We start from the raw sequence: 24786 nt of genomic DNA on the forward strand, positions 1-24786 counted from the left end.
AGAGTATCCGACTATAACATGAAATCCAAACAGATTCATATCAGGTCTGATACTCTCTTTTCAAGAAAAACGATTAACTGGCAATCAATGGCGCCACACCCGCCGCATCTTCTCAACACGATACCAACCGCATCAAAGTTTCCACAGTTCCGAATTCGTCGTTGAGATTGCATCCGCTCCGGCGTTAATGGCCTCTAAAATATCCCCCTTACTTCTCAAAAGGCCGCCCGCAATAATCGGCATATCGGTATAACTGCGTATTTCCTTCATTACGCGGGGCATAATCCCGGGCATTACTTCCACGAAATCCGGCCGGAATGTTTCCAGCTGCTTTTTCATGTTGCTGAGCGCAATGGAATCAATCATAAAAGTCCTGAAAACACCGTAAAGGCCGTTGTCCATTGCATGCTTGACCAGGACGGGCCTGGTGCTGATAATCCCGTCGGCCTCCGTGTTCTTTTTCACAAAATCCACAGAAACTTCCCTGGAGCTTAACCCCACTACCAAATCGAGATGGACGATGGCCAGTTTATTTCTCCGCTTGATCCGTTCTACGATTTTCGCAATATTGCAGACCGTTCCGTACAGGATGAAAATAATCGCGCAATCCGTCTCCAGAGCCTCTTCCAGGGTACCCTCCTCTTTAACAGCCGCTATCACAGGAGAGCGTTCCAGTAAATCCCTCGTTTTCATACTCATTTTTTTCTTCTCCAAAGCCAGTTGATAAAACGCACAATAGGAATGCTGCTTCGTCGGATTGTCTGTTGGGTCCTTTCTTCCAGAAAATCTCGAAAGGCATCTGTACTATCACCTAAAGCTGCCTTGGGTATCATATATCCACCGTATTCATCGCGAAAAATATAGAAATAGCTTCCATCCTCCGCTATCCCGCGCACATCGGAATATAACTCGGAACCGTCTTTATTGCCCTCCGGCAGGCAGTAAATATCCATTTCCTTTTCACGGAATACATAGCGTGATGAAGGGAACGGCCTGCCCGCTTTCCTGAGCTGTTCCGACAGTTTATGCGCGGTCCGGTTGCTGGAGACATAGGTGCTGGTGGCCAGATAACCGCCATATGCCACCAGCAGGATCCCCCACCATTCAGAGAAGCAGACCACGCCGGTCATCATCAGCATCAGACTGAAAGCGGTCCGCCACATGCGGTTGCTTTTGCAGAACATATCATACTGCATATGGGCGAGAGCCTTGAAGCTCTCCTCCGAATGCTGCATTTCAATCTCGTAAAAAGAAGCCATAAATTTCTCCGTTTCAAACTGGAATCAGCCGCCACTCCTCCCCAGAGCCATATCAGCCCGGCGCCGTGCCGTAAAGCAGATCCGGTACACAGGTGATAAGGAACGGACAAAAGGTAAGCAGCAGTAAAACAATGAAGAGGCATAGGATAAACGGCCATACCTCCTTTAGGAAATCTCCGATTGGACACTTCGTTATACCGCAGGTGGTGAACATCATGGAACCAAACGGAGGCGTAATCCCGCCAATCATGATATTTACAATTGCAACCAGTCCGAAATGATAATCGTTGATTCCAAGCTGTCTCGATACGGGCAGCAGTAACGGAGTGATAATCATCAGCGCCGCTCCGCCTTCCAGGAACATACCCATAACCAGAAGAATCAGGTTACAGAGCAGGAGAAAAACATATTTATTATCGGTCAGTCCCAGCATTCCCCCTGCCACGATTTTCGGCAGATTAATCCATGTCATATAGTAACCGAATACCTTCGCCGCCACCATGATCAGGACAACGCTGGAGGTACCCGCAATCGTATCAAGCACAATAGGAATCAGATGCTTTCTCAGGGAGAGCCGTTTATATACCAGCCCGCCGATAATGAAGCAGTAAAGCACGGCAACGGCGCCGCCCTCGGACGGAGTAAACATACCAAGACGCATACCGATGATGATTCCAAATGGGAAGAAAAGTCCCCAGAAGGAAATGAACGCCTGCTTCAGGATCTCTTTTGCAGCCGGACGTTTGTCACGGGTTTTCGGGTAATTTCTCTTTTTTGCAATAATAGCCACGGTGATCATCATGGAAACAGCCATGAGAATACCGGGAACATATCCGGCCGCAAAGGTCCGCCCCAGTGAAATCTGGGCAATCAACGTAAATACAATCAGGTTGACTCCCGGAGGAATTACAGGGGTGGCAGCTGAAGAGGCCGCCGTGATCGCAGCCGAGAAGGCTTTGGAATAGCCGCGCCGTTCCATCTCGGGAACCAGCATCTTACTCTGCATCGCGCAGTCCGCATTGGCTGAACCGGAACAGCCGCCCATCAGCATACTGAGCAGTACGTTAACCTGGGCAAGCCCGCCTTTCATATGGCCGGTCACCATCTCGGCAAAGTCCATCATCTTCTCACTGATTCCACCATAGTTCATGACGGAACCGGACATGATAAAGAATGGGATAGCCAGCATGGAGAAGGACTGTGTAGACTTCATAACCGTCTGCAGAATCAGCCAGCTCTGTGAGGTCGTATCAATAAACGTAAAGTAGAAAAATGTAGCGCCGAATAAGGCGTAAACAATGGGCATACCTAAAAAGTAGAAAATAAATACAAGGAAAACAGGGATCAATTGAACTATGCTAATCATGCAGTTTTTCCTCCTTTCCCTGCCATTGCAAATTTCATTAAATCTTTAACTATAAAGTAAATGCAGTAAATCAGAGATAATCCAAAACCAACGGGTACGGCGATTGAAATGTACCAGCTCGGCACACGAAGTGTGTTGGTCAGTTTGCCCCATGTATTGACAACGTACTGCACGCTGATATTGGTCAGCATAATCAGGACGCCCAGCTCCAGAATCTGAACAATTACGGTTACAACTTTTCTCATTTTTGCCGGCATCATATTGACTAAAATATCTACGCCCAGATGAGCGTGCGTACGGTAAGCATACGCACTACCGATAAAAACAGTCCAGACAAAAAGCCCCGTCACGACCTCCTCACACCAAAACAGCGGACTTCTCATGATATAACGCATAAGAACGTTGATGTTAACCAATAGAGTACACATAACCAGGCTCGTGCCGGTAACAATCGCATCAAGATTCTTCATTATTGATTTAAAAGAATACTTTTTCGATTTTTCTTCCATACCTACCTCCACTTTATTCTGTATCAGGAAAACAAAATGTTCCCTGTGTATTCCGGCCCTGCCGTTTAACAGAGACTGCCCGAAGAATCGGGCAGTCTGCTTGAGCGGTAATTATACAATTCCGTACAATCACCAGTACACTTACTTATTCTTTGAACGATAGTCGGTAAGGAACTCAACAAGCTTTCCGTGCAGTTCCGGATCTGCCTTATACTCTTCTACGATCCAATCGTAAACAGGCGTACATGCTTCTGTAAAAGCGTCTATGTCAACATCATTCCATTTAACGCCCTGCTGCTCCAGGAACGTAATCATATCGGCTTCATCTTCCTCTGCATGCTCCTGCTCCCAGATACCGGCCTCTACGCAGCACTCATCCAGAATATCTCTCCATTTTTTAGGAATGGACTGATAAACATCTTCTGCCATAAACAGCCAGCGTGTAGCGATAAAGTGGTTTGTATTGGCTACATTCTTTGTGTACTCATATGCGCCCGTATCTTTCAGAGTAGAAATGGAACCCTCAAAGCCGTTAACAACGCCGCTGGACATAGCGGAGATACACTCGGTAAAGCTCATAGGGGAAGGTGTTGCTCCCAGAGCGGTAATCGTCTGGATAAACAGAGGGGACTCGGTGGATCGAAGAATCAGGCCATTCAAATCTGCCGGTTTTTCAACAACCTTGTTCGTACAAACACTTCTGAAACCAAAGGAGTAATGGGTATCCAGCACGTGGATGTTGAACTCTTTGGCAAGACGGTCATTTAAATCTTTTACAATATCTGTTTCCATAACAGCATTATACTCTTTGTTGGATGTGTAAAGCATCGGTCCTACAAGTACATTAAAGTCACCTATGTAATCGGCAAAGTATGACGGTTCCTCAAGGCCCATCCAGATTGCTCCGTTATGTGCCTGCTCTACGGATTCTCCATAGCAGTCGAGCTGGTTCTGTCCGTAATATTCAAGGACAATGTGGCCTTCTGTCCGCTCCTTTACTATCTCGGCGAGGTACTCGCTGGCCTTGTAGTTCCACTCTGCCGGCTGGAACACGTTTGAAAACTTAATTGTAATCTGATAATCATCGGCTTCTTCATCCGAAACTTCCGCTTTTGGGGTCTCAGCCTCAGCCTCCGCTCCTCCTGTAGTTGGTGTACTGGCCGCCTGTTTTCCACTGCCGCCGCATGCGCTCAGCGAAAGCGCCATTGTAGATGCGAGAAGTATCGCAATTGCTTTTTTCATAACAACCTCCTTGAGATATTTGATTAAATTCAGGGAACCCTGAAACTCCGTTTTTCAAAGACAGGGATACTTTAAGCCATCGGTTTCGCCTCCTTTTTTGCATAATAAAATGCAGCTCCTTCATAACAGTCCCTACCTCTGTGTAGACTGTCCCGAAGCTGCATTGCTCATCTCTCATTTGCAGAATATTTAGTTGCCTGTCTTCTAATAAATTAATTCTATCACTTTTTTAACTCGCAATCAAGTGTTTTTTATCTATTTTCCACACTTTTTTTGATTTTCAATCGCATGTTCTGTGTATTTTATACAAATTGTGTGGAAATTTATGTCAGATGCCATCACAGCTTGTCTCTAACGCCTTCAGAAACTTTAGAGAACTCTGCCGTATCCTTCCTGCCGACAGAATTGTGTTTGCGAAAAGCACAAGTTCAGAAAGGAATAAGCCGGATGAAATGGAACAGCTTGTTCAGAAGACAGAATATGGATAATGAACTTATATTAAAAAGCAGGCTGAAAGAAGCACGAAGTGAAACAGGAATTTCTCAGGGAGAACTGGCAGCTCAGGTCGGTGTTTCCAGGCAGGCAATCAGCTATATTGAAACCGGCCAGTTTAATCTCACTGCAAAGCTTGCCCCCCTGCTTTGTATTGCATTAGATAAGAAATTTGAAGAGTTATTTTATTTTGAATCGTAATTTTTCCCCGAATGAAGAGAGCAGATCAGGCCATATCGGCCGGACTGCCCTCTTTCTATTAAACAATATTCCTTATCTCATCAGCGTAACCATAACCGCCTTCTGCGCATGGAGCCGGTTCTCGGCCTCCTCAAAGATTTCATCCGCATGTTCCTCAAATATCTGATCCGTTATCTCCTGGCCGCGGTAAGCGGGCAGGCAGTGCTGTACCATGGCTCCCGGTTTTGCGGCGGCCATCAGTTTATCATTCAGCTGATATCCCTGGAAGGCCTTCATGCGCACTTCCTTCTCTTCCTCCTGTCCCATGGAGGCCCAGGTGTCCGTAATCACAATATCGGCATTTTCCACGGCCTTCACCGGATCATCGGTCAATGTAAATGCATCGCCGCAGCCGTTTGCAAATTCCAGAACCTGCTGATCCGGTCTGTAGCCTTCCGGCGTTGCGATGGAGACGTTCATCTTCATCTTTAGCCCTCCCACGATCAGGGAGTTTGCCATATTGTTACCGTCACCGATATAACAGAGTTTCAAACCTTCCAGCACACCGTACTTTTCGCGGATGGTCATCAGATCGGCCAGTACCTGGCAGGGATGGCAGAAATCGGTCAGGCCGTTGATAATCGGGATGGAACCATATCTTGCAAGATCCTCCACCTCTTTCTGTTCATAGGTGCGGATCATGATTCCGTCCAGGTATCTCGACAGGACGCGGGCCGTGTCCTGGACCGGTTCGCCGCGGCCAATCTGCAGATCTCTGGAAGATAAAAACAACGCCTGGCCGCCCAGCTGGAAGATTCCCGTTTCAAAGGAAACCCTGGTTCTTGTGGAGGATTTCTGAAAAATCAGGCCGATTGATTTTCCCTCCAGAAGACGGTGGGTGATATTGTGTTTTCTTTCATATTTAAGCTGATCCGCCAGATCGAGAATGGAAGTAATCTCCTCCGGCTGTAAGTCCAGCAGTTTTAATAAATGGTTCATGCTCCGAATACCTCCTTCATAACTGCAACTGCGCTGTCCATCTCCTCATAGCTGATAACGAGAGGCGGAAGAAGGCGGATTGCCTCCTCGCCGGCCGTGAGCGCCAGCACGCCCTTTTCAAGCAGCTGGTTGACCAGAGAAGCGCGTATTTCTTTATCCACAACGATTCCGAGCATCAGCCCCATGCCTCTGACCGTCTTTACCTTTGAAGAGCCGAGTGACTGGATGGAATTTTTCAGATATTCGCCTTTTTCCCGTACCTCTTTCAAAAATTCCGGTTTATTTACGATGGAAAGCACCGTCTGTGCCGCTGTACAGCAGAACGGGTTGCCTCCGAATGTCGTTCCGTGGGTGCCTGCGCCCAGTACATCCGCACATTTCTCCGACGCCATAACCGCGCCGACCGGCACGCCGCCGCCGAGTCCCTTTGCCATACTCACCGCATCCGGTTTGATCCCGTACTGCTCATAACAGAACAGGCTGCCGGTACGGCCGATACCGGTCTGGACCTCATCGATTAAGAAGAGAATGTCTTTTTCCTTACAGATAGCTGCCGCCTGCTGCACATATTCCCGATCCAGGGGCAGGACTCCACCCTCTCCCTGAATCATTTCCATCATAACGGCACAGACGGAATCATCGATTTTTGACTTTAAATCCTCTATGTCGTTGGCCGCGGCGTAATCAAACCCTTCGGTAAAAGGGAAGAAATACTGATGGAATTTTTCCTGGCCGGTTGCCTTGAGCGTTGTCACGGTACGCCCGTGGAAGGACTGTTTGAGTGTGATAATCTTGTTTCTTCCCTCCCCGTATTTATCAAAGGAATATTTCCTGGCAAGTTTGATCATTCCTTCGTTGGCCTCCGCCCCGGAGTTGGAAAAGAATATTTTTCCCATTTCACAGGAGGTAACAAGTTCTTTCGCCACCTGTACCATCGGTTCCGTCAGATAAAGGTTGGAGGCGTGCATCAGCTTATGCGCCTGGACGGTCAATGCATCCACCAGCGCCGCGTTGTCATGGCCCAGGCTGTTGACACCGATTCCGGATGTCATGTCGATGTATTTTTTTCCTTCGGTATCCCAGAGAGTGGCTCCTTTTCCATGGTCAAGTGCAACCGGAAAACGTCCGTATGTATGCATTAAATAGAGCTGTTCCTCGTCTTTTAGTTCCTGATATGTCATAATCTGTTCTTCCTCCTGCCTTTTCCTGCCTTCCCCGTCCTATGAGAACATGGTTCCAACGCCGTCTTTGCTGAGCAGCTCGATGAGAATCGAATGCGGGACACGTCCGTCCTGGATATTGGCTCTCTCAACTCCCTGACGCACCGCCTCGACGCAGCAATCCACCTTGGGGATCATGCCTCCCGATATAATGCCCGATTTAACAAGTGCCGGTACCTCCGATACCTTGAGTTTGGGAATTAACGTGGTGTCATCCCCCGGCTCCCTCATCAGTCCCCTCACATCGGTCAGCAGAATCAGTTTTTTCGCTTTCAGCGCCACGGCCAGCTTCTCCGCCGCCGTATCCGCGTTAATATTGTAATTGGTTTCCTCGTCGACTCCGGCCGCCACCGATGAGACAACGGGGATATATCCTTCCGACAGCATGTCGAGAACCAGTTTCTCATTCACCTCGGTTATCTCGCCGACATATCCGTATTCCGTGCCGTCGGGATCCTGCAGACGCACCGCCTTAAACAGGCCGCCGTCCATTCCTCCGAGACCGACGCCTTTGCCGCCCGCTTTTTCAAGCAGGGATACAAGGTTTTTATTGACCTTGCCGCAGAGGATCATCTGGACGATATCCATCGTCTCCCCGTCCGTATAACGGAGTCCTTTGACGAATTTAGACTCTTTGCCGATTTTCTTCAGCATATCGGATATCTCCGGGCCTCCGCCGTGGACGAGAACCACCTTGATTCCCACCAGATTTAAAAGGACGATATCCTGGATCACCGCTTCCTTCAGCTCTTCATTGATCATCGCATTGCCGCCGTATTTTACCACAATGATCTGACCGGCATATTCCTGGATATACGGCAGCGCTTCCACCAGGATTCCGGCTCTTGTTTCAGGGGTTAAATTCATCATGTCCGATAATCTCCGTTTATTTTCACATAGTCATAAGTCAGGTCGCAGCCCCAGCATGTTACCTTGCCGTCGCCTTCCTTCAGCGTCACATTAATTTCCACTTCCTCTTCACTCAGTATCTTCTTCGCCGTCTCTTCGCTGAAATCAAGCCCTCTGCCTTTTTCACAGACCGCAATGCTGCCCGCTTTGGAGGCAAATTCCACCGTCACCTCTTCGGTGTTAAACGGTGCGCCCGAGTAGCCCATGGCGCAGAGCACACGGCCCCAGTTGGCGTCGGAACCGAACATTGCGGCCTTCACCAGTGAGGAAGAACAGATGGCTTTGCTGAGCAGTTCCGCCGTTTCTTCATCTAAAGCCCCGGCAACGGTACAGGTCATCAGTTTGCTGGCGCCCTCTCCGTCCCCCGCAATCTTGCGGGCCAGGTCTTCCGTAACCGCATGGAGGGCCTCACAGAATGCATCGAAGTTTTTGCCCTCCTGTGTGATTGTTTCATTGCCCGCCATTCCGTTTGCCAGAACGGTGCACATATCGTTGGTGGAGGTATCTCCGTCAACCGTGACGCGGTTAAATGTCTTCTTCACATCCGCCTTCAGCGCTTTCTGTATCATCTCCGGTGAAATGGCGCAGTCGGTTGTGATGAAGGACAGCATGGTCCCCATATTCGGATGGATCATGCCGGAACCCTTGCAGATTCCGCCGATACGGCAGACCGTCCCCTCTATCTCAAATTCCACCGAGGCGGTTTTCACCTTGGTGTCCGTCGTCATGATCGCCTCTGCGGCGGCCAGGGAATTGTCGTATTTCATTTCCATATTTCCGGCATTTTCTTCAATGCATTCCACATTCAACGTCTGGCCGATTACACCGGTGGATGCCACAATGACGTCCTCTAACGGAACATTGAGCGCTCTAGCCGCGGCCATTGCCTCTCTTCTGGCATTCTCGATTCCGAACGGTGCACAGGCGTTGGCATTGCCGGAATTGACAATCACCGCCCTGGCTTTTCCGTTTTTAAGATGCTCCATTGTCAGAAGAATCGGGGCCGCTTTGACACGGTTTGTCGTATATACCGCCGCGGCGCTGCATTCGCAGTCGGAAAGAATCATCGCCAGGTCCTTCTTGGTCTGGGATTTTCTGATTCCGCAGCGCATTGCCCCCGCTTTAAATCCCTTTGCCGCGCAAACGCCGCCATCTATGATTTTCATATTCTAAGCTCCTCCTCATAACACTAAAAAAAGTTAATCAATCCGGCTGTTTCAGGTTCAGCCCTCTTGTCTCTTCGAATCCAAGCATCAGGTTCATGTTCTGCACGGCCGCTCCCGAGGCTCCCTTTCCCAGGTTGTCGAACAGGGCCGTGATGATCGTCTGGCCGTCGTGGCCGTTCACAATCAGTTCCAGGCTGTCAAACCCCGCCATCGTTCCGGCTGCAATCATGCCGTCGTATCCGAAGGGATGCACTTTTATCATCTTCTGCCCTGCATAGTGGGTGGAAAGCGCCGCATGGATCTCCTCCGCCGTCACCTTCCCGTTCAACATCCCATTCTGAAGCATCACGGTCACAGCCATTCCCTTATAGTAATCATCAACGACGGGACAGAATACCGGGGGACTGTCAAGTCCACATAGTTTCTGCATCTCCGGCAGATGTTTATGTTTCAGGTTCAGGCCGTATACTCTTGGGGTTTTGTAAAGCTCCGGTTTCCCGGGTGACTCATACTCCGCTATCATCTTCTTTCCGCCGCCGGAGTATCCGGTCAGGGAAAACGCGGTCAGAGGATAACCGGCCGGGATGATTCCCATGGCCGTCAGAGGGTAGACCGCCGTAATAAAACCCGTCGCATGGCAGCCGGGGTTGGCAACCCGTTTTGAAGCTTCCACCAGTTTCCGATGCCCCGGTGAAAGTTCCGGCAGGCCGTAGGCCCATCCGTCCGCCGTCCTGTGGGCAGTGGAAGCGTCGATAATACGGGTATCCGGACTGTCGGCCAGTTCCACCGCCTGCACCGCAGCCGCATCCGGCAGACACAGGAAAACGATGTCGGCCCGGTTAATCAGCTTTTTTCTCTCTTCCGTATCTTTCCTCTTCTCCTCATCTATCAGAAGAAGTTCAATATCATCGCGATCCGCCAGGCGGTCATAAATCTGAAGGCCTGTCGTTCCTTCTTTTCCGTCTATATATACTTTTGGCTTACACATAAATCCTTTTTCCTTCCTCACACCAGTACTCTGTTTTCCGGGTTCATGCGGAACGCGGGCTTTTCGCGGGCTTTTATGCCTGCGGGCCTTAAAGAGCCCGTCAGTTTTCCCGCTCTGTGATAAAACGCTCAATCACCGCAATCTGGCGCGACACTTCCTCCGGTGAAGGCCCTCCCGTCACATTTCTGCCTTTCACGCACGTTTTCAGATCGATGGCCGTATAGATATCTTCATCAAACAGTTCCGAATGCTCCCTGTATTCCTCCAGGGTCAAATCCATCAGTGACTTCTCCTGTTTCACGCATTCCGCCACCAGGCAGCCGACCGTCTTGTAGGCATCCCGAAACGGCATTCCCTTCTTCGTCAGGTAATCGGCGCAGTCCGTGGCATTGATAAATCCCCGGAGGGCCGCTTTCTTCATATTATCTTTACAGAGTTCCATCGTCGCAAACATCGGGGTCAGGACTCGCAGGCACTGTTTCACGGTGTCGATGGCGTCAAACACGGCCTCCTTGTCTTCCTGCATGTCTTTGTTGTATGCCAAGGGAATTCCCTTTAACACCGTAAGGAGTGTCATAAGGGAACCGTAAACGCGGCCTGTCTTGCCCCTTACCAGTTCGCAGACATCGGGATTCTTCTTTTGCGGCATAATCGAGGAGCCTGTGGAGAACGCATCATCCAGCTCCACAAATTTGAATTCCCAGGAGCACCATGCGATAATCTCCTCCGAAAACCGGGACAGATGCATCATGAGTATAGAAAGTGCAGAACAAAGCTCCACACAGTAATCGCGGTCGGACACGCCGTCCAGGGAGTTATCCGTCACTCCGGCAAATCCCAGCTGTTCCCGCACAAAATCTCGGTCGATAGGGTAGGTTGTGGAGGCCAGCGCCCCGGAACCAAGGGGCATGTCGTCCATTCCTTCCAGGCAGTTTTCCAGGCGGATGATATCGCGCTTCATCATATTGGCGTAAGCCATCATATAGTGGCCGAATGTCACCGGCTGCGCCCTTTGGAGATGGGTGTATCCCGGCATTACCGTGTCCAGGTTCTTTTTGGAACTGTCGCAGAGCGCTTCCATAAAATTCAGAATCAGCTTCTTTATCTCGCCGATCTCTTTTTTTACGTAGAGACGCATGTCGAGCGCCACCTGATCGTTCCGGGAACGGGCGGTGTGGAGACGTTTTCCCGCATCCCCGATCCGCTCCGTTAAAATCTGTTCCATCGCCATATGGATATCTTCATATTCGGCCGTGAACTGAATTTTTCCCGCCTCGATATCTTTTAAAATTCCTTTTAAACCTTCTATTATTTTGTCGGATTCCTCTTTTTCAATAATTCCCTGCTTTCCCAGCATGGCCGCATGGGCCATGGAGCCGGTGATGTCTTCTTTATAAAGACGGCAGTCAAAGGAAATGGAGGAATTAAAATCATTTACTTCCAGATCCGTCTCTTTCCCGAAACGCCCTGCCCATAACTTTGCCATTGTATATTGGACTCCCTTCATCGAATTGATGCCGTCTTAAGCTTCAGCGGAAACTGCTGCGCCTCAGACGGCAGCCAATGATTTTTTACTCTGTATCTTTTTACTCTACATCCGGAAAATGTTTTCCTGTCTTTGCGGCCAGAGCCTGATCGTTCAGCGCCCGCACCTTGATGGGAAGTCCGAAGAGGTTGATAAATCCGGCGGAATCTGCCTGGTTGTAGCAGTCATCCTCATCAAAGGTCGCCATATCAGCGGAATAGAGTGTATAAGGTGAGGTTACGGAAGCCGGAATAATATTTCCTTTATAGAGCTTTAACTTCACATCTCCCGTCACCGTCTCCTGTGTGGAATCCACAAAAGCGCTCATGGCCTTGCGGAGCGGTGTGTACCACTGGCCGTTGTATACCAGGTCTGCAAATTTCAGGGCCAGCTGCTGTTTGTAGTGCTGTGTTTCTTTATCTAATGTGATCTCCTCCAGCTTCTCATGCGCCTTATAAAGAATCGTTCCGCCCGGTGTCTCATAGACGCCGCGGCTCTTCATTCCTACCAGACGGTTCTCCACCAGATCGAGAATGCCGCAGCCGTTCTCTCCGCCCAGCTTGTTCAGGACTTCGATGACCTTCTCACAGTCCATCTCCTCGCCGTTTACAGAAGTCGGAATACCTTTTTCAAAATGGATTTCCACATAGGTTGGGGTATCCGGCGCCTGCTCCGGTGAAACGCCGAGCTCTAAGAATCCCGGTTTGCTGATGGGAGCCTCATTGGCCGGGTCTTCCAGATCCAGTCCCTCGTGGGAAAGATGCCACAGATTTTTGTCTTTGGAATAATTTGTTTCTTTTGTAATCTTCAGCGGGATGTTGTGCTGCTCTGCATATTCAATCTCTTTTTCACGGGAATTCAGTTCCCAGAAACGCCATGGCGCGATCACATCCATCTGAGGCGCAAATGCCTTGATTGCCAGCTCAAAACGTACCTGGTCGTTGCCTTTTCCCGTACATCCGTGACAGATGGCGTCGGCTCCTTCTTTTTTGGCAATCTCCACGATCCGTTTTGCGATGATTGGACGTGCGAAGGAAGTTCCCAGCAGGTAATGCTCATAGGCGGCTCCCGCTTTCATCGTCGGGATAATGTATTCGTCTACAAATTCTTTTTTCAAATCTTCTATGTATAATTTGGAGGCTCCCGTCTTTAACGCTTTCTCCTCCAGTCCGTCCAGCTCTGCACCCTGGCCCACATCGGCTGAAACTGCGATGACTTCACAGCCGTAATTTTCTTTTAACCACGGAATTAAGACAGATGTGTCAAGGCCTCCTGAATATGCCAGTACGATTTTGTTGTATTTCTTTTCCATAATTATTTTCCTCCATTTGCTTTACTGTTTTATTTTTCTTTTCTGCTATTCTATAAAATAGCTACGGTCCCTTCGACAGTCCCGCTGTGAAATTGGCATAATTATACCTCCACTAGAATAATTATGCAATACTTTTTTTGAATTTTTATTAAAATATATTGTATATATTGTGTATATTTCTTTTTATTATGCATAAATGTAATAAACCATTCAATTTCATGCATAATACTGTGCACTTTTTATGTCTCTGCCCTGTCACCTTCCTAAGATTAAAAAAAGACGGCCGCACAATGCGTTTTCCGGCAGGAATTTGACGCCGTACGGTGTATTCCGGACGTTATCCTGTTGGAAGCCTGCATTCTGTGGCAGTCTCTTCTCTTATTTTTTCATTTTCTTAAATTGTCTCTTTCCAAAAATCGTCAAATTTTACAACCGGGTTTCCATTTTCGTCCCATCAGTAACGACGCGCTCCAAAATCCCGGCTTTTTCCTCAAGCCTTTCCTTACCCTGATAATAAATAACCAGAACCTTCTTTCCCGTCTTTGCCACGAGAATCTGGTTTTCTCCGTCTTCCAGGAGAGAAAAGTGTTCATACCCCTCTTTGGAAAGACGGCTGTATGCTTCTCCGTACTTAGAGAGGTGCTCCCGTTCCAGGTTACTGTACAGAAGCTCGGCCAGCCAGTTAAAGCGCGCGCCGTACAGATCAACTTTCAGGGAGGAAAGACGGCTTTCCCCGGCTCCCCTCTCTCTTACGGAGGCCTGCTGTCTGATTTCGTATCTCTCATTCAGCAGCAGGCTGAAGTAATAGATCACATTACTGTCCTTATCCGCATTCTCTTCCACGGTTCCCGTTTCCAGAACCTGGAGCACCGGGAGGGGTCTGCCCTGTATCTCCTGATGGATCGGTCCGCCTGTCCCTATCGTCAGAAACAGCGAAGCGAAAACCGCCACAATTAATATGGTAACAATATGGTTGGCCAGGGAGCTGTAGCATTTCTTCGTCCCCATCTCCACGGGCAGTTCCTCATCTTCGCCTGAGCCCAGTTTCTCACGCCACTTTTTTATCTTTCTGAATGCCGATATATTCTGATAACCCAGAATAATAAGCAGCAGGATACCGAGTACATAGTACAGAAAAAATGGATTTGCAAGGACAAGTCCGATTCCTCTTGCTTCCCTGGATATCGTATTGTAACAGGTGACAAAGAAACAGCAAAAAGCGACAATGCTTGAAATCCCCAGGCTCCGGAGTTTCTTTTCGTATCCCTTCAGCGCAAGATTCCTGACAAGGGGATCCGTGTGGAATTCTTCGGTTTCCTCCGATTCTGCTAAAAATATGTGATACATGCCCTTGTGGCTTGTCACATACTTCCATCCCATCATCTCATAATCCTCTTTTTTCTGAGGATCCAGTTTCCCGTTCTTTTCATCGACCGGTTCGATGCGATAACGGACATTGGCCGGCTCACCGATGTTAAAATACCACCATGACCAGGCGGTCTCATCCAGGAAGTATCCCTTCCCGGCCATCTGTCCGAGCCAGTCTTCGACCGCTCTTAAATCCAATTCGTTGACCGGCAGTTTTTCCAGATGCTGCCCATTTGAATGTTTTACGTTTAAAATCCCCGCCTCCTCTCCGAAACCAGAACTTCTTCTATCAGCGATATCTTATCCTTTAATTTAATGCTTCCGGAATACTCTGCCAGAAGCAGCCGCCCATCCAGCATCGCTGCCGCAACCTGGGTCCCGTCTTCGCAGGTCCCTGTCACAATGTAAAACTCTCCCGCCACGCCCCGCAGCTTTTGTGTCTCCGTGACACAGCCGGCCAGATACTTTTTCTGCAGCTCCGAGTATAATTGAGGCGCCATAATCCTGAAACAGGGACGGTAGTACATCACGTGGAGGGAAGAGGAATTACCGCCCTCCTTCCCGCTTTCCACGGCAGCATCGTCTCCCTGATCGTAAATTTCATAGTTGTTCCCGGCGAACAGGCTGAACCGCCTCCACATGATATTACCGCCTTCCCCATCGATGTCTTGTTCTTCTTCCCGGCCGCCCTTTTGAATTTCGTCTTTGTCTCCCTCCAGCTTTTCCAGGGTCAGCACGGTCCTGACGTGTTCCTCCATGGAAACCGCCTGTCCGCTCTTATCCGGAAACTGGGACAGGATCAGCCCGGCAATCAGCAGAATTACACTGAGCCTCTCCGCGGAGTGCCAGAGTCTTTTCCTTTTGCTCTCCCGTTTTGTATGTATGGTTTCGCCATCCGGCATGATACCTGCTGCCAGGCATTTTCTCCGTCTGTATATTTTTACACAAACACTGATCCAGCCCACAAACCAGATAATATAGAATATCTGATAAAATACCATAGCCGGCCTCATTTCAATTAAAGTCAGCACCGGATATTGAACCAGAGCCTTCAGCACGGAGAAACCGTTGAGCGCCATCAGCGCCACTACCAGTACTCCTCCCACCAGCTCATTTCTGAGCCTCTTTTCCAGCATCCTGGCGGAAAAGCTCTCCACCATCTCATCGGTATGCAGTTCTTCCGCCTCCGGATCATCGGACATAAATATATGGTAGAAATCCCGATGGGTTGCCGCATAGCGCCAGCCCATTGCCTCATAATCCAACCTTTTTTCTTCGTCCAGCTTTCCCTTTTTCTCCGTTGCCGGATCGATGCGGTAGCGGACATTCTCCGGCTCCCCGGCTTCAAAGAGCCAGGCATAGGGCCCCGCTTCTTTCAGGAACCATCCCTCTGCAGCCATTTCTTCCAGCCAGTTTTCTATCTCTTTGATATCAAACGTACTGACGGGAGGATATTTATAACGTTCCGTCTTCATTGTCCGCACCTCATTCCCCGCTTTCCAGGACGTCCTTTATTACCTCTGTCTTTTCCCTGAGATCGCTCTGTCCCTCATATTCGAGAACCAGTATTTTCTTTCCGTCCAGAACCGCCAGCACCTGCTTTCCGTCTCTCTCTGTAAAAGCGCAGGAATCGAAGCCCGTATCGGCTATCAGATGATTTTCCAGCTCCTCCCCGTAGATGCCCGCATATTTTTTCACCGCATCGCGGTACATGGCCTCTGTAAAGAAAGCAAACCTTGGTTCAAAATAGTAACCGGACAGGGAAGTTTCTTTCCCTTCCCCGCCTCCTGTTTCCAGTACCTCCCGTGTCTCATGCAGCTCATAATTGTCGTCCATCAGCAGATTTCTGCGTTTTCTGTAGTAATTCACGTCACCTTCTGAAAACCAGAACTCCATTTTCCTTACTTCCCCTGTCTCAAGCGTTTCAAGGACGGGTAGTTTTTCCGTCAGGAGGACTTCATCGAGCCCGACTCTGTACGGACGGAACAGGAAACTGAGCGCAATATATACCAGAAAGCAGACCGGCATATAAAACCGCCTGAACTTCTCGTTTGGATAGGCCGCAAGGGGTTTTGTCTGCAGTTCCCCGGTTCTTCCCTCTGCAATGCAGACCCGCATCTTCTTTACTCCCTGATAGGAGGCATATCCGTTCCAGATACATCCGGCCGTCCAGAACATCATGAAAATAAACCGTAAATCGGGCGTCATCAAGGTGAGCACCGGGTAGTTGAAAAGATCATGACCCAATCTCACATAGAGGAGAAACCAGAAAGACGCGGCAAGCGCAACGATAATCAAATCCACGAGTAAGGATTTCTCAAGCTGTTTCAGGGACAGGCTCTCGACGAGGCCGTCCGAGTGAAGTTCCGCAGCCTCGGGGTCATCCGCCCGAAAGATATGGTACATCCTCCGATGGGTAAGCACATAGTTCCATCCCATTGCCTGATAGTCCTCCCTCTTTTCGGGGGACGGCATTGCCCCCTTCTCCGTGACGGCATCCAGCCTGTAACGGATATTTTTCGGTTCCCCCTCTACAAAATACCATGACGTCCCGGCCGTATCGATTAAGAAATATCCCTCCAGCGCCATCTGATCCAGCCAGGTTTCAATCCCCGGTATATTGATCTCTGTAAATGGAAGCCGCTTCATAATCTCCTTTTTCATAGATATCCCTCGCTTTCCGCATCGGCAATACACTGTCTCAGCCGCAGCACTTCTTCCCGGTAGGCCTGCAGCCCCTTCTCCGTGATCCGGTAGGTTCTCTTTCTGCCCTCCACCTGAATCTCTTCAATGAACTTCTCTTCCTCAAACTTGCCCAGGATTGTGTAAAGAGTTCCCGGTCCGATTTTTAACCGGCCTCCCGTCTTCTTCTCCACAAATTCGGCTATCTCTATACCGCACATCTCTTTTCCGATAAAAGACATCAGTACGTAAAACATGGATTCCGTCAATATTTCAAGCGTTTTCTTCGCCATAATGCATGCACCTTCTTTTCCTGCAAATCCACTAAACCGGCCAATCCACGAAACATTTAAATCCGGCTGAATTTCTCTCATCCGTGAATCTGTCAAATCTGTCAAATCCAATATCGCCGCTCAATATCGATAGTCGATATCGTATATTGATATTATAATACAGGAGCCGCCTTCTTTCAATAGACGTTCCTGACAATTTCCTTACGGAAATCCTTCTAATCTCTTATTTTACAAAGAGTTTTCCGGCAGAGACTTCTCTCTCCGGCCGACTCGGCAAATTTTTGCATCTCCTTCAGTTATTCTTATTGGTTCATCAAATTTCTATTTTACAAAAAAAAACCAACCACAAAAATATTAATGGCTGGTTTTTCTGTCAGTCTATACAAATCTCTTTAAGGATTTTACCAATACGTGTTAAATTGCACTGTTGTAGTGCTAAAATTGGCTCCTCTCACCGCACCCCCGTTTATGCCAGCTCAAACATTCCATTATACAGCTGGTAATAAATGCCTCTTTGCCCGATCAGGTCCTCATGGTCGCCTCTCTCGATAATCTTTCCCTGTTCCAGTACCATAATTGCATTGGAATTGCGGACCGTGGACAGGCGGTGGGCAATCACGAATACGGTCCTGCCCTCCATGAGGCGGTCCATGCCCTTTTCGATCAGACGTTCCGTTCTCGTATCAATCGAGCTGGTCGCCTCATCCAGGATGAGGACGGGCGGGTCGGCCACGGCCGCCCTGGCGATGGCCAGAAGCTGCCGCTGTCCCTGGGACAGGTTGCTTCCATCCGCCGTCACCATCGTGTCATAGCCCTTCGGCAGACGGCTGATAAAGGAATCGGCATTGGCCAGCTTTGCGGCCTCCACCACCTCCTCCATCGTGGCGTCCAGCCTGCCATAGCGGATATTGTCCGCGATTGTGCCGGTAAACAGGTGGGTATCCTGAAGAACCATTCCCAGGGAGGAGCGCAGAGCATCCTTTTTGATATTTCTCACATCGATCCCGTCATAGGTAAGACTTCCCCCGTCAATGTCGTAAAAACGGTTAATCAGGTTAGTGATCGTCGTCTTCCCGGCGCCGGTGGAACCGACAAAGGCAATCTTCTGCCCCGGTTTTGCATAAAGGCTGATTTTCTTAAGGATCAGGTGATCCCGGTTATATCCAAAATCCACATCCTTAAACTGTACGTCACCCCGGAGCCGGGTTAACGCCCCGTCCTCCGCTTTCCAGGCCCAGATTCCCGTCTTTCGGCCGCATTCCCTTAAAGAGCCGTCTTCCGTCTCCTCCGCATAGACAAGAGTCACCTTTCCCTTGTCGGTCTCCGGCTCCTCCTCCATCGTCTCAAAGACACGTTCCGCTCCGGCAAGAGCCGCCAGAAGGAAATTGGACTGCATGGTAAACTGGTTGATTGGCATTGCGGTCTGTCTTACAAAAACGAGGTAGCTTGCAAGACTTCCGATATCGGTCCACCCCCTCAGAGCCATAAACGCCCCGATCATGGTGACAATCGTATAATTGATATAGGAAATACTGACCACCATCGGTATCATGGTGCCGGAGTAAGTCAGGGCGCTGATGGCCGCCCGCTTCAGCTTGCCGTTTTTCTGCCGGAACTGTTCGATGTTTTCCCCTTCGTGGTTAAATACCTTTACCACTTTCTGGCCCGCCGTCATCTCCTCAATATATCCGTTCAGTTCCCCCAGGTATTTCTGCTGGTAATTGAAATAGTATTTGCTCTTCTTCCCGCTATAACGGATGTAGGCGAACATCAGGATATAGCAGGCGAACACGATCAGCGAAAGGCGCCAGTTGAGGATAAAAATCAGGGTGAGCGTCCCCACGATTTGGATAAAGCTCTGGATGACCATTGCAAAACTGTTGTTTAAGGCATCCGAAACCGTGTCGACATCGTTGGTAAACCGGCTCATAATATCGCCGTGGGTCCTCGTGTCAAAATATTTCAGCGGCAGCTTCTGGATATGCCGGAATAAATCCTCCCTGATCTCGGCCGTAATCTTCTGGGCCGCCCTCACCATGAGCTGCGTATAGCCGAACGACGATAAAACACCGGCCAGATAGACGGCGCCCATAAACAGGACCGCATAAAAAAGGCCTTTCATATTACCCGGAACAATATAGTTATTGACGATTGGTTTCAGCATATAGGTGCCGAACAGGCCCGAAAGGGCGCTGATTGTCGTGAGTATGGCGACGAGCAGAAACAGGAACTTGTGGTTTCCCATATATCCCAGGAGCTTCTTTATCGTCCCCTTCAGGTTCTCGGGCCGTTTTGCGCTAAGCTGTCTTGCCATTTTCATCCGCTCCTTTCTGCTGGGAATTGTAAAGCTCCTGGTAAATGGGATCCGACGCCAGAAGGCTCTCATGGGTTCCCGTGGCATGGATCTTTCCGTCCTCCAGGATGATAATCTGGTCGGCGTCCATGACCGATGTAATTCTCTGCGCAATGATGAGCTTTGTCGTATCGGTCAGCTCACGGAGCTGTTTTCTTATCTTCGCGTCGGTGGCCGTATCCACGGCGCTGGTGGAATCATCAAAAATCAGCACTTTGGGCCTCTTTAGAAGCACCCTGGCAATACAGAGCCTCTGCTTCTGTCCGCCCGACACATTAACGCCCCCCTGCCCCAGATCCGTATCATACCCGTCCGGGAAACGCCCGATGAACTCATCGACGCAGGCGGCACGGCAGGCCCATTCAATCTCTTCCTCATCCGCGTCACGTTTTCCCCACAGCAGGTTTTCACGTATTGTACCGGAAAAGAGCACGTTTTTCTGAAGCACAATGCCGATAGCATCGCGCAGATGAATCAGAGAATACTCACGGACGTCTCTCCCGTCCACCTTCACGCTGCCCTCCGTGACATCATAGAGACGCGGTATCAGCGATACAAGGGTGCTCTTCGCAGATCCCGTTCCTCCGATAATACCCACCGTCTGTCCTTCTTCTATATGAATATTGATATCCGTCAAAACTCTGCGTTTCGCTTCCTTCTTATATTTAAAGGATACATGTTCAAAATCGATTGTGCCGTGTTCGATCCGCGCCTCCTTCTCACTGCCGTCCATCAGATCCAGGGGCTCGTCGAATACTTCCCCGATTCGCCGTGCACTGGCCAGGGAACGGGTCAGCATCAGGAATACGTTGGATATCATCATCAGGGAATTCATGATCTGCATGACATAGCTTAAAAATCCCGTCAGTTCACCGACCTGCATTCCTCCCATCTGGATCATCTGCCCGCCGAACCACAGAATCAGGATAATGGCCGCGTACATTGTGAGCAGAAATGAGGGCATATTGAGGACGGCGAAATGAAAGGTCCTCTCGCTGTTTCTCTTCAGATTATCATTCACCCCGGCAAATTTTTCTTCCTCGTATTCCTCTCTGACAAAGGCCTTTACCGCACGGATTGCCGTCAGGTTCTCCTGGACCACCGCGTTCACATGGTCGACCGCCTTCTGCAGTCTGCCGTACATCGGGGCAACTTTTAAGATGATTCCGATCAGGATAGCCGCCAGAACCGGCATGCACACCGCAAACACCAGCGCCAGCCGCGCGTTCAGATAACAGGCCATCAGAAGGCCCAGCACCATCATGACAGGCCCGCGGATCATCGGCCTCATTCCCCCCACGATTGCATTCTGCATTACGGTCACATCGGTGGTGAGCCGTGTAATCAGGGAAGAGGTTTCATAGTGATCCAGGTTTCCAAAGGAGTATTCCTGCAGCTTTACATACTCCGCCTCCCGCAGTCCCGCGCCGAATCCCCCCGCAGCCCTGGCGGAATAACGGGCATATAAAAGGCCGGTGCACAGTGAAATGAGCGAACATACCACCATCAGTCCCCCTTTGGAGTATATGTAGTTCAAATCCCTCCCGGCTACGCCCACGTCCAGAATCCCAGCCATAATCATCGGAATAATCAGTTCAAAACTGGTTTCTATCACAACGAAAAAGATGGCCAGAAGGAAATCCGGCCTGCATGGCTTTGCAAATTGTAAAATACGTCTGATGTCTTTCATTAATAATGCCTCCACTGAGTTGTTGTCGTGCATTCATTTAGCCGTCTTACAGTTAGACTACTAACTGTTGTCTTAAATTATTTTATGACGGCTCTGCCAAAATGTCAACCTGTCAAATGAAGAGGACGCCAAAAGTCTGTTTCCACCGGAAACCTGCTTTCAGAACATCCTCTTCATCCCTCATCTTTATACTGTTTTTACTGTTTACCTTGCTTCTTTTCCGCTCATATTCTTATAGGCCCTGCTCAGGAAATTGGTGAACTGCGCCGTCTCCTCCGCCGTAAAACCGGTCAGCATCGATGCTTCGACCTCACGGCAGCGCTCCTCCCATTTATGCGAGGCCTCAAGGCCCTTTTCCGTGATATGGAGACTTCCTGCGCGGCGGTTTCCTTCCATTGTTTTCCTGACAATAAAACCGTTTTTTTCCAGCGTGTCCAGCACACGGCTTGTGGTTGCCGGTTCAATATCACAGTGCTCCGCCACATCCTTCTGCATACATCCTTCATGCTCCGCCAGATAAAGCAGCACCTTCGGCTGCCCCGAGGCCAGGCCAATTTCCGCCATAAAGGGCCTTAAGCATTTGCGCTGGGCGTGAAAGGCGCGGTAGAGCAGCATATAAAACGACATTTTCATCTTATTCTTCTCCTCATATTTCCGGTAATTGGGACATCCTGGGCTGTATCACTCTTATTGTTAGACAGCTAACTTATATTCCATTCTTATTTTATGCCCTGCCTTCGGAAAAGTCAATCAGAATTCCGCCTTCCAGCGACCGGTAAAATGAAGCCAGGTGTGCGCCGTCGACCAATCCGTGATGGCACAGGAGCGATACGGGCATCAGATATTTTCCATTGTCCTCAAAGTATTTTCCCCATGTAATCCTGGGATTGCTGTCGGCAGGCATGGGAACCGGCTGGATGAGGGAAGTAAACGAAAACCACGGCAGTGTTGAAATAAAAAGAAGCTCATCCGTATCTTCTTTCTCCTCCTCAATACTGTTCTGCATCCTGGCCGTCTCCTGCGCCCGGACGGCATAGGGAAGATAATCCTCAAACGCCATGCTGCTGTCGAGTGTGCAGTAACAGTATGTCCCGTCCTCCTGGGCCACCGTGTGGGAGGTTTTGCAGTTGTCAAATTCGATAATCCGATTGCCGCGAATCCGCTGTCTCAGTTCGGGGACGCTGTTGGCCGCCTTCGCGACGCAATAGCAGAATGAAAGAAAGAAGGGGAGTTTTTTCTGCTTTACCGCCCCAACAAACTGTGTAACATCGACATTGGCCGTTGTACCCATGTAAGGGAACCCAAGACCGTTAAAATACTCAAAATGGTTTTTCCTTTTATAGGAATCCATATCCAGAAACGTGTAACTCATATAATATCCTCCTTTATTTTATCATTCCCTGCGGCAATTAAGGACGAAAAGCACGCTTCGCGGACTTTTCATTGCCGCTCAATAAAAACTGCCGTAAACAGAAGACTATAACCATGGGTCATAATCAACTATTTACGGCAGTTGGTAGAAACGCTCAACCATATTATGAGCTTATATAACTAATCAAATTATAAATGATTTTATAAATCTATGCAATCCCGATATACTATTTTTCCCCCGCACATCGTCATCAGAACCCTCACGTGTTCAATCTCATCCGCAGGAATCTCAAAAATATTCCGTTCCAGAACCTGCAGATCGGCGCATTTCCCCACTTCCAGAGAACCGCAGAAATCTTCCGCATGGTTCTGCCAGGCCGGATAAATCGTGTACATCCGGACGGCCTCACGGATGTCAATGGCCATCTCCGGGTGGTAAACCTTCCCGTCCTTCGCCTTTCTGCTCACCAAAAAGTGAAGTCCCTTCATCCAGTTCATCGGAAGCGCCGGGGCATCGGATCCTTCCGCCACCAGCATTCCTCCGTCCAGAAGGACCTTGTAGTCCGTCTCGCCGCCGAACTCATAACCTCCCACGGCCTGGGCCCCGCAGCCAATCCCATGTCTCACGCACTTTTTGATGTTCTCCCTGCTGGAACCGCTGGCATGAAGAATAAAGTGGCGCAGATCGCGTCCCGGCTCTTCCTCCTCCGCCTCCGAGAGGGCATCCACCGCTACGTCGATTCCACGTCCTCCGGTGAGGTGTGTGGCCGTCTGCCAGCCCCTGTGGTGAAGTTCTTTGAGTGTTTTGGCAAGCTCTTTTCCCTGTTCCTCCGGCGTTTCGCCCGGGAACATGCAGTATCCGTTCTGTCCGGGAGGCAGATCCCTCTCCCATCCGTCGTCTCCGAACACCTTGACGGCATCCGCTCTTACCCACTCCTTGTCGCCGAATTCCGGCAGCCTCATTTCTCCGATTCCTTCAAATATGGTATCGTAGCTCTGGACGCCACCCTTTCCGGCCAGAATATTGACGAAGACGCGGGCCGTCAGTTTTCCCGACCTTCTCAGCCTCTCGTATCCGTGGATGGCCTCCTCGCCGTAGGTTCCGAAACACATATCGTTTCCGCCTATGCCGACTATGTCGTTATGGGAGGTAATGCCGTAGCTGTTCATCTGCCGCTGCATCCGCATCAGGCACTCGTCCATCTCATCTCCCACAAGATGATGGGCCGCGCGTCCTACCGCCGCCTGGGTTCCGAAATCGGTGAACAGCCCCGTTGGGCTGCCGTCCTCAAACCGGAACATGGTGCCTTCCTCTTTCTTAAACACAGTATCTTTCGTGATTCCGGCAAGCTCCAGGGCACGTCTGCTCACGAGCATCGTGTGGAGGCCGCCGTCATTTAAAATGACGGGATGCCCCATGGAGCCCTCCTCGATATCCTTCCAGGTGGGAAGACGGTCTTCTTTTGCCCACTCCTCCACCTGCCATGTCTTAAATCCCCAGCCGATGATCCATGTATCTTCCGGCAGTTTTTCCGCCTTTTCCCGTATTCTTTCGTTAAATTCCTTTAAGTTGCATGCATCCTCCGGCTCCACCTTGACAAAGTCGGGTGACAGGCTCAGTCCGGCAAAAGCCGCATGGATATGGGCGTCAAAGGTTCCCGGAAGCACCAGTTTCCCCTCCAGATCGATGATTTTCGTCTCTTCCCCCCGGTATTTAAGGGCCTGGCTTGTATTTCCGCAGTAAAGGATTCTACCGCCGTCAACCACAAGAGCCTGTACAAACCGGAATGCAGGGTCGACTGTACAAATGACTCCATTGATTAAAATTGTATCTGCCTTGTGCATCTTTTTTCCGCCTTTCC

The 24786-nt window shown here is 49.7% G+C and carries 22 protein-coding genes and 1 riboswitch; of the genes, 1 reads left to right on the forward strand and 21 read right to left on the reverse strand.

All coding sequences use genetic code 11. The annotated features are described in order from the left end of the window. Positions 1-132: 132 nt before the first annotated feature. The 5 genes from V3C10_13905 to dctP form a co-directional block, all read right to left on the reverse strand. The gene (locus tag V3C10_13905) at positions 133-699 is read right to left on the reverse strand and encodes a glycerol-3-phosphate responsive antiterminator (protein WVP60402.1); all 567 of its coding nucleotides are present in this window, start codon (positions 697-699) and stop codon (positions 133-135) included. Continuing rightward, positions 696-1259: a YcxB family protein gene (locus V3C10_13910; GenBank protein ID WVP60403.1), complete on the reverse strand. Its 564-nt coding sequence runs from the start codon at positions 1257-1259 to the stop codon at positions 696-698. Before V3C10_13910 ends, V3C10_13905 begins: the two co-directional genes overlap by 4 nt. 52 nt (positions 1260-1311) lie before the next feature. Next, on the reverse strand, positions 1312-2625 hold the full coding sequence (locus tag V3C10_13915) for a TRAP transporter large permease (GenBank protein ID WVP60404.1): 1314 nt from the start codon (positions 2623-2625) through the stop codon (positions 1312-1314). Further along, complete coding sequence (locus V3C10_13920; GenBank protein WVP60405.1) at positions 2622-3134, reverse strand: TRAP transporter small permease; 513 nt, start codon at positions 3132-3134, stop codon at positions 2622-2624. Before V3C10_13920 ends, V3C10_13915 begins: the two co-directional genes overlap by 4 nt. Positions 3135-3275: 141 nt before the next feature. After that, positions 3276-4376, reverse strand: a complete 1101-nt coding sequence (dctP, locus tag V3C10_13925) for a TRAP transporter substrate-binding protein DctP (GenBank protein WVP60406.1) — start codon at positions 4374-4376, stop codon at positions 3276-3278. Between the two features lie 480 nt (positions 4377-4856). Here dctP and V3C10_13930 point away from each other — a divergent pair, with 480 nt between their 5' ends. Further along, positions 4857-5069 carry a helix-turn-helix transcriptional regulator gene (locus tag V3C10_13930; GenBank protein ID WVP60407.1) on the forward strand — a complete coding sequence of 71 codons (213 nt, stop codon included), beginning with the start codon at positions 4857-4859 and terminating at the stop codon, positions 5067-5069. Positions 5070-5141: 72 nt separating this feature from the next. On the opposite strand, the gene argF is transcribed toward V3C10_13930, so the two are convergent. The 16 genes from argF to V3C10_14010 all read right to left on the reverse strand — a co-directional run bounded on the left by argF (position 5142) and on the right by V3C10_14010 (position 24769). Beyond that, positions 5142-6047, reverse strand: a complete 906-nt coding sequence (gene argF / locus V3C10_13935; protein ID WVP60408.1) for an ornithine carbamoyltransferase — start codon at positions 6045-6047, stop codon at positions 5142-5144. Next, positions 6044-7228 carry an aspartate aminotransferase family protein gene (locus V3C10_13940; GenBank protein WVP60409.1) on the reverse strand — a complete coding sequence of 395 codons (1185 nt, stop codon included), beginning with the start codon at positions 7226-7228 and terminating at the stop codon, positions 6044-6046. The genes argF and V3C10_13940 overlap by 4 nt, the downstream gene beginning before the upstream one ends. A 39-nt stretch (positions 7229-7267) precedes the next feature. Then, positions 7268-8137 carry an acetylglutamate kinase gene (gene argB, locus V3C10_13945; protein ID WVP60410.1) on the reverse strand — a complete coding sequence of 290 codons (870 nt, stop codon included), beginning with the start codon at positions 8135-8137 and terminating at the stop codon, positions 7268-7270. Continuing rightward, positions 8134-9342, reverse strand: coding sequence for a bifunctional glutamate N-acetyltransferase/amino-acid acetyltransferase ArgJ (gene argJ / locus V3C10_13950; GenBank protein WVP60411.1), 1209 nt, complete (start codon positions 9340-9342; stop codon positions 8134-8136). The genes argB and argJ overlap by 4 nt, the downstream gene beginning before the upstream one ends. Positions 9343-9379: 37 nt before the next feature. After that, positions 9380-10330: an N-acetyl-gamma-glutamyl-phosphate reductase gene (gene argC, locus V3C10_13955; GenBank protein ID WVP60412.1), complete on the reverse strand. Its 951-nt coding sequence runs from the start codon at positions 10328-10330 to the stop codon at positions 9380-9382. Between the two features lie 100 nt (positions 10331-10430). Next, on the reverse strand, positions 10431-11816 hold the full coding sequence (gene argH, locus V3C10_13960) for an argininosuccinate lyase (GenBank protein WVP60413.1): 1386 nt from the start codon (positions 11814-11816) through the stop codon (positions 10431-10433). Between the two features lie 100 nt (positions 11817-11916). Then, a complete protein-coding gene (locus V3C10_13965; GenBank protein WVP60414.1) occupies positions 11917-13167 on the reverse strand; it encodes an argininosuccinate synthase in 1251 nt (416 codons plus the stop codon). Between the two features lie 426 nt (positions 13168-13593). Beyond that, entirely contained in the window at positions 13594-14733 is a 1140-nt protein-coding gene (locus tag V3C10_13970; GenBank protein ID WVP60415.1) for a DUF2812 domain-containing protein, read from the reverse strand. A 50-nt stretch (positions 14734-14783) separates the two neighbouring features. Beyond that, positions 14784-16010 carry a DUF2812 domain-containing protein gene (locus tag V3C10_13975; GenBank protein ID WVP60416.1) on the reverse strand — a complete coding sequence of 409 codons (1227 nt, stop codon included), beginning with the start codon at positions 16008-16010 and terminating at the stop codon, positions 14784-14786. A 10-nt stretch (positions 16011-16020) separates the two neighbouring features. Further along, positions 16021-17199 carry a DUF2812 domain-containing protein gene (locus V3C10_13980; GenBank protein WVP60417.1) on the reverse strand — a complete coding sequence of 393 codons (1179 nt, stop codon included), beginning with the start codon at positions 17197-17199 and terminating at the stop codon, positions 16021-16023. Beyond that, complete coding sequence (locus V3C10_13985) at positions 17196-17591, reverse strand: PadR family transcriptional regulator (protein WVP60418.1); 396 nt, start codon at positions 17589-17591, stop codon at positions 17196-17198. The genes V3C10_13980 and V3C10_13985 overlap by 4 nt, the downstream gene beginning before the upstream one ends. Positions 17592-17976: 385 nt before the next feature. Then, complete coding sequence (locus tag V3C10_13990; protein ID WVP60419.1) at positions 17977-19824, reverse strand: ABC transporter ATP-binding protein; 1848 nt, start codon at positions 19822-19824, stop codon at positions 17977-17979. Then, entirely contained in the window at positions 19808-21553 is a 1746-nt protein-coding gene (locus tag V3C10_13995) for an ABC transporter ATP-binding protein (protein ID WVP60420.1), read from the reverse strand. Before V3C10_13995 ends, V3C10_13990 begins: the two co-directional genes overlap by 17 nt. Before the next feature lie 204 nt (positions 21554-21757). After that, positions 21758-22186 carry a MarR family transcriptional regulator gene (locus V3C10_14000; GenBank protein WVP60421.1) on the reverse strand — a complete coding sequence of 143 codons (429 nt, stop codon included), beginning with the start codon at positions 22184-22186 and terminating at the stop codon, positions 21758-21760. A 91-nt stretch (positions 22187-22277) separates the two neighbouring features. Next, positions 22278-22925 carry a CatA-like O-acetyltransferase gene (locus V3C10_14005; protein WVP60422.1) on the reverse strand — a complete coding sequence of 216 codons (648 nt, stop codon included), beginning with the start codon at positions 22923-22925 and terminating at the stop codon, positions 22278-22280. Positions 22926-23026: 101 nt separating this feature from the next. Beyond that, a riboswitch (purine riboswitch) is annotated at positions 23027-23124 on the reverse strand. A gap of 1 nt (position 23125) precedes the next feature. Further along, complete coding sequence (locus tag V3C10_14010) at positions 23126-24769, reverse strand: amidohydrolase (protein ID WVP60423.1); 1644 nt, start codon at positions 24767-24769, stop codon at positions 23126-23128. Positions 24770-24786: the final 17 nt, after the last annotated feature.

Source organism: [Clostridium] symbiosum, from assembly GCA_036419695.1.
GTDB lineage: Bacteria > Bacillota > Clostridia > Lachnospirales > Lachnospiraceae > Otoolea > Otoolea symbiosa_A.

What these genes read in the sequence shown, in the direction of transcription:
- V3C10_13905 (WVP60402.1), bottom strand. Translation starts at nt 699, where the DNA reads ATGAGTATGAAAACGAGGGATTTACTGGAACGCTCTCCTGTGATAGCG.
- V3C10_13910 (WVP60403.1), bottom strand. Translation starts at nt 1,259, where the DNA reads ATGGCTTCTTTTTACGAGATTGAAATGCAGCATTCGGAGGAGAGCTTC.
- V3C10_13915 (WVP60404.1), bottom strand. Translation starts at nt 2,625, where the DNA reads ATGATTAGCATAGTTCAATTGATCCCTGTTTTCCTTGTATTTATTTTC.
- V3C10_13920 (WVP60405.1), bottom strand. Translation starts at nt 3,134, where the DNA reads ATGGAAGAAAAATCGAAAAAGTATTCTTTTAAATCAATAATGAAGAAT.
- dctP (WVP60406.1), bottom strand. Translation starts at nt 4,376, where the DNA reads ATGAAAAAAGCAATTGCGATACTTCTCGCATCTACAATGGCGCTTTCG.
- V3C10_13930 (WVP60407.1), top strand. Translation starts at nt 4,857, where the DNA reads ATGGATAATGAACTTATATTAAAAAGCAGGCTGAAAGAAGCACGAAGT.
- argF (WVP60408.1), bottom strand. Translation starts at nt 6,047, where the DNA reads ATGAACCATTTATTAAAACTGCTGGACTTACAGCCGGAGGAGATTACT.
- V3C10_13940 (WVP60409.1), bottom strand. Translation starts at nt 7,228, where the DNA reads ATGACATATCAGGAACTAAAAGACGAGGAACAGCTCTATTTAATGCAT.
- argB (WVP60410.1), bottom strand. Translation starts at nt 8,137, where the DNA reads ATGATGAATTTAACCCCTGAAACAAGAGCCGGAATCCTGGTGGAAGCG.
- argJ (WVP60411.1), bottom strand. Translation starts at nt 9,342, where the DNA reads ATGAAAATCATAGATGGCGGCGTTTGCGCGGCAAAGGGATTTAAAGCG.
- argC (WVP60412.1), bottom strand. Translation starts at nt 10,330, where the DNA reads ATGTGTAAGCCAAAAGTATATATAGACGGAAAAGAAGGAACGACAGGC.
- argH (WVP60413.1), bottom strand. Translation starts at nt 11,816, where the DNA reads ATGGCAAAGTTATGGGCAGGGCGTTTCGGGAAAGAGACGGATCTGGAA.
- V3C10_13965 (WVP60414.1), bottom strand. Translation starts at nt 13,167, where the DNA reads ATGGAAAAGAAATACAACAAAATCGTACTGGCATATTCAGGAGGCCTT.
- V3C10_13975 (WVP60416.1), bottom strand. Translation starts at nt 16,010, where the DNA reads ATGAAGACGGAACGTTATAAATATCCTCCCGTCAGTACGTTTGATATC.
- V3C10_13980 (WVP60417.1), bottom strand. Translation starts at nt 17,199, where the DNA reads ATGAAAAAGGAGATTATGAAGCGGCTTCCATTTACAGAGATCAATATA.
- V3C10_13985 (WVP60418.1), bottom strand. Translation starts at nt 17,591, where the DNA reads ATGAGAGAAATTCAGCCGGATTTAAATGTTTCGTGGATTGGCCGGTTT.
- V3C10_13990 (WVP60419.1), bottom strand. Translation starts at nt 19,824, where the DNA reads ATGGCAAGACAGCTTAGCGCAAAACGGCCCGAGAACCTGAAGGGGACG.
- V3C10_13995 (WVP60420.1), bottom strand. Translation starts at nt 21,553, where the DNA reads ATGAAAGACATCAGACGTATTTTACAATTTGCAAAGCCATGCAGGCCG.
- V3C10_14000 (WVP60421.1), bottom strand. Translation starts at nt 22,186, where the DNA reads ATGAAAATGTCGTTTTATATGCTGCTCTACCGCGCCTTTCACGCCCAG.
- V3C10_14005 (WVP60422.1), bottom strand. Translation starts at nt 22,925, where the DNA reads ATGAGTTACACGTTTCTGGATATGGATTCCTATAAAAGGAAAAACCAT.
- V3C10_14010 (WVP60423.1), bottom strand. Translation starts at nt 24,769, where the DNA reads ATGCACAAGGCAGATACAATTTTAATCAATGGAGTCATTTGTACAGTC.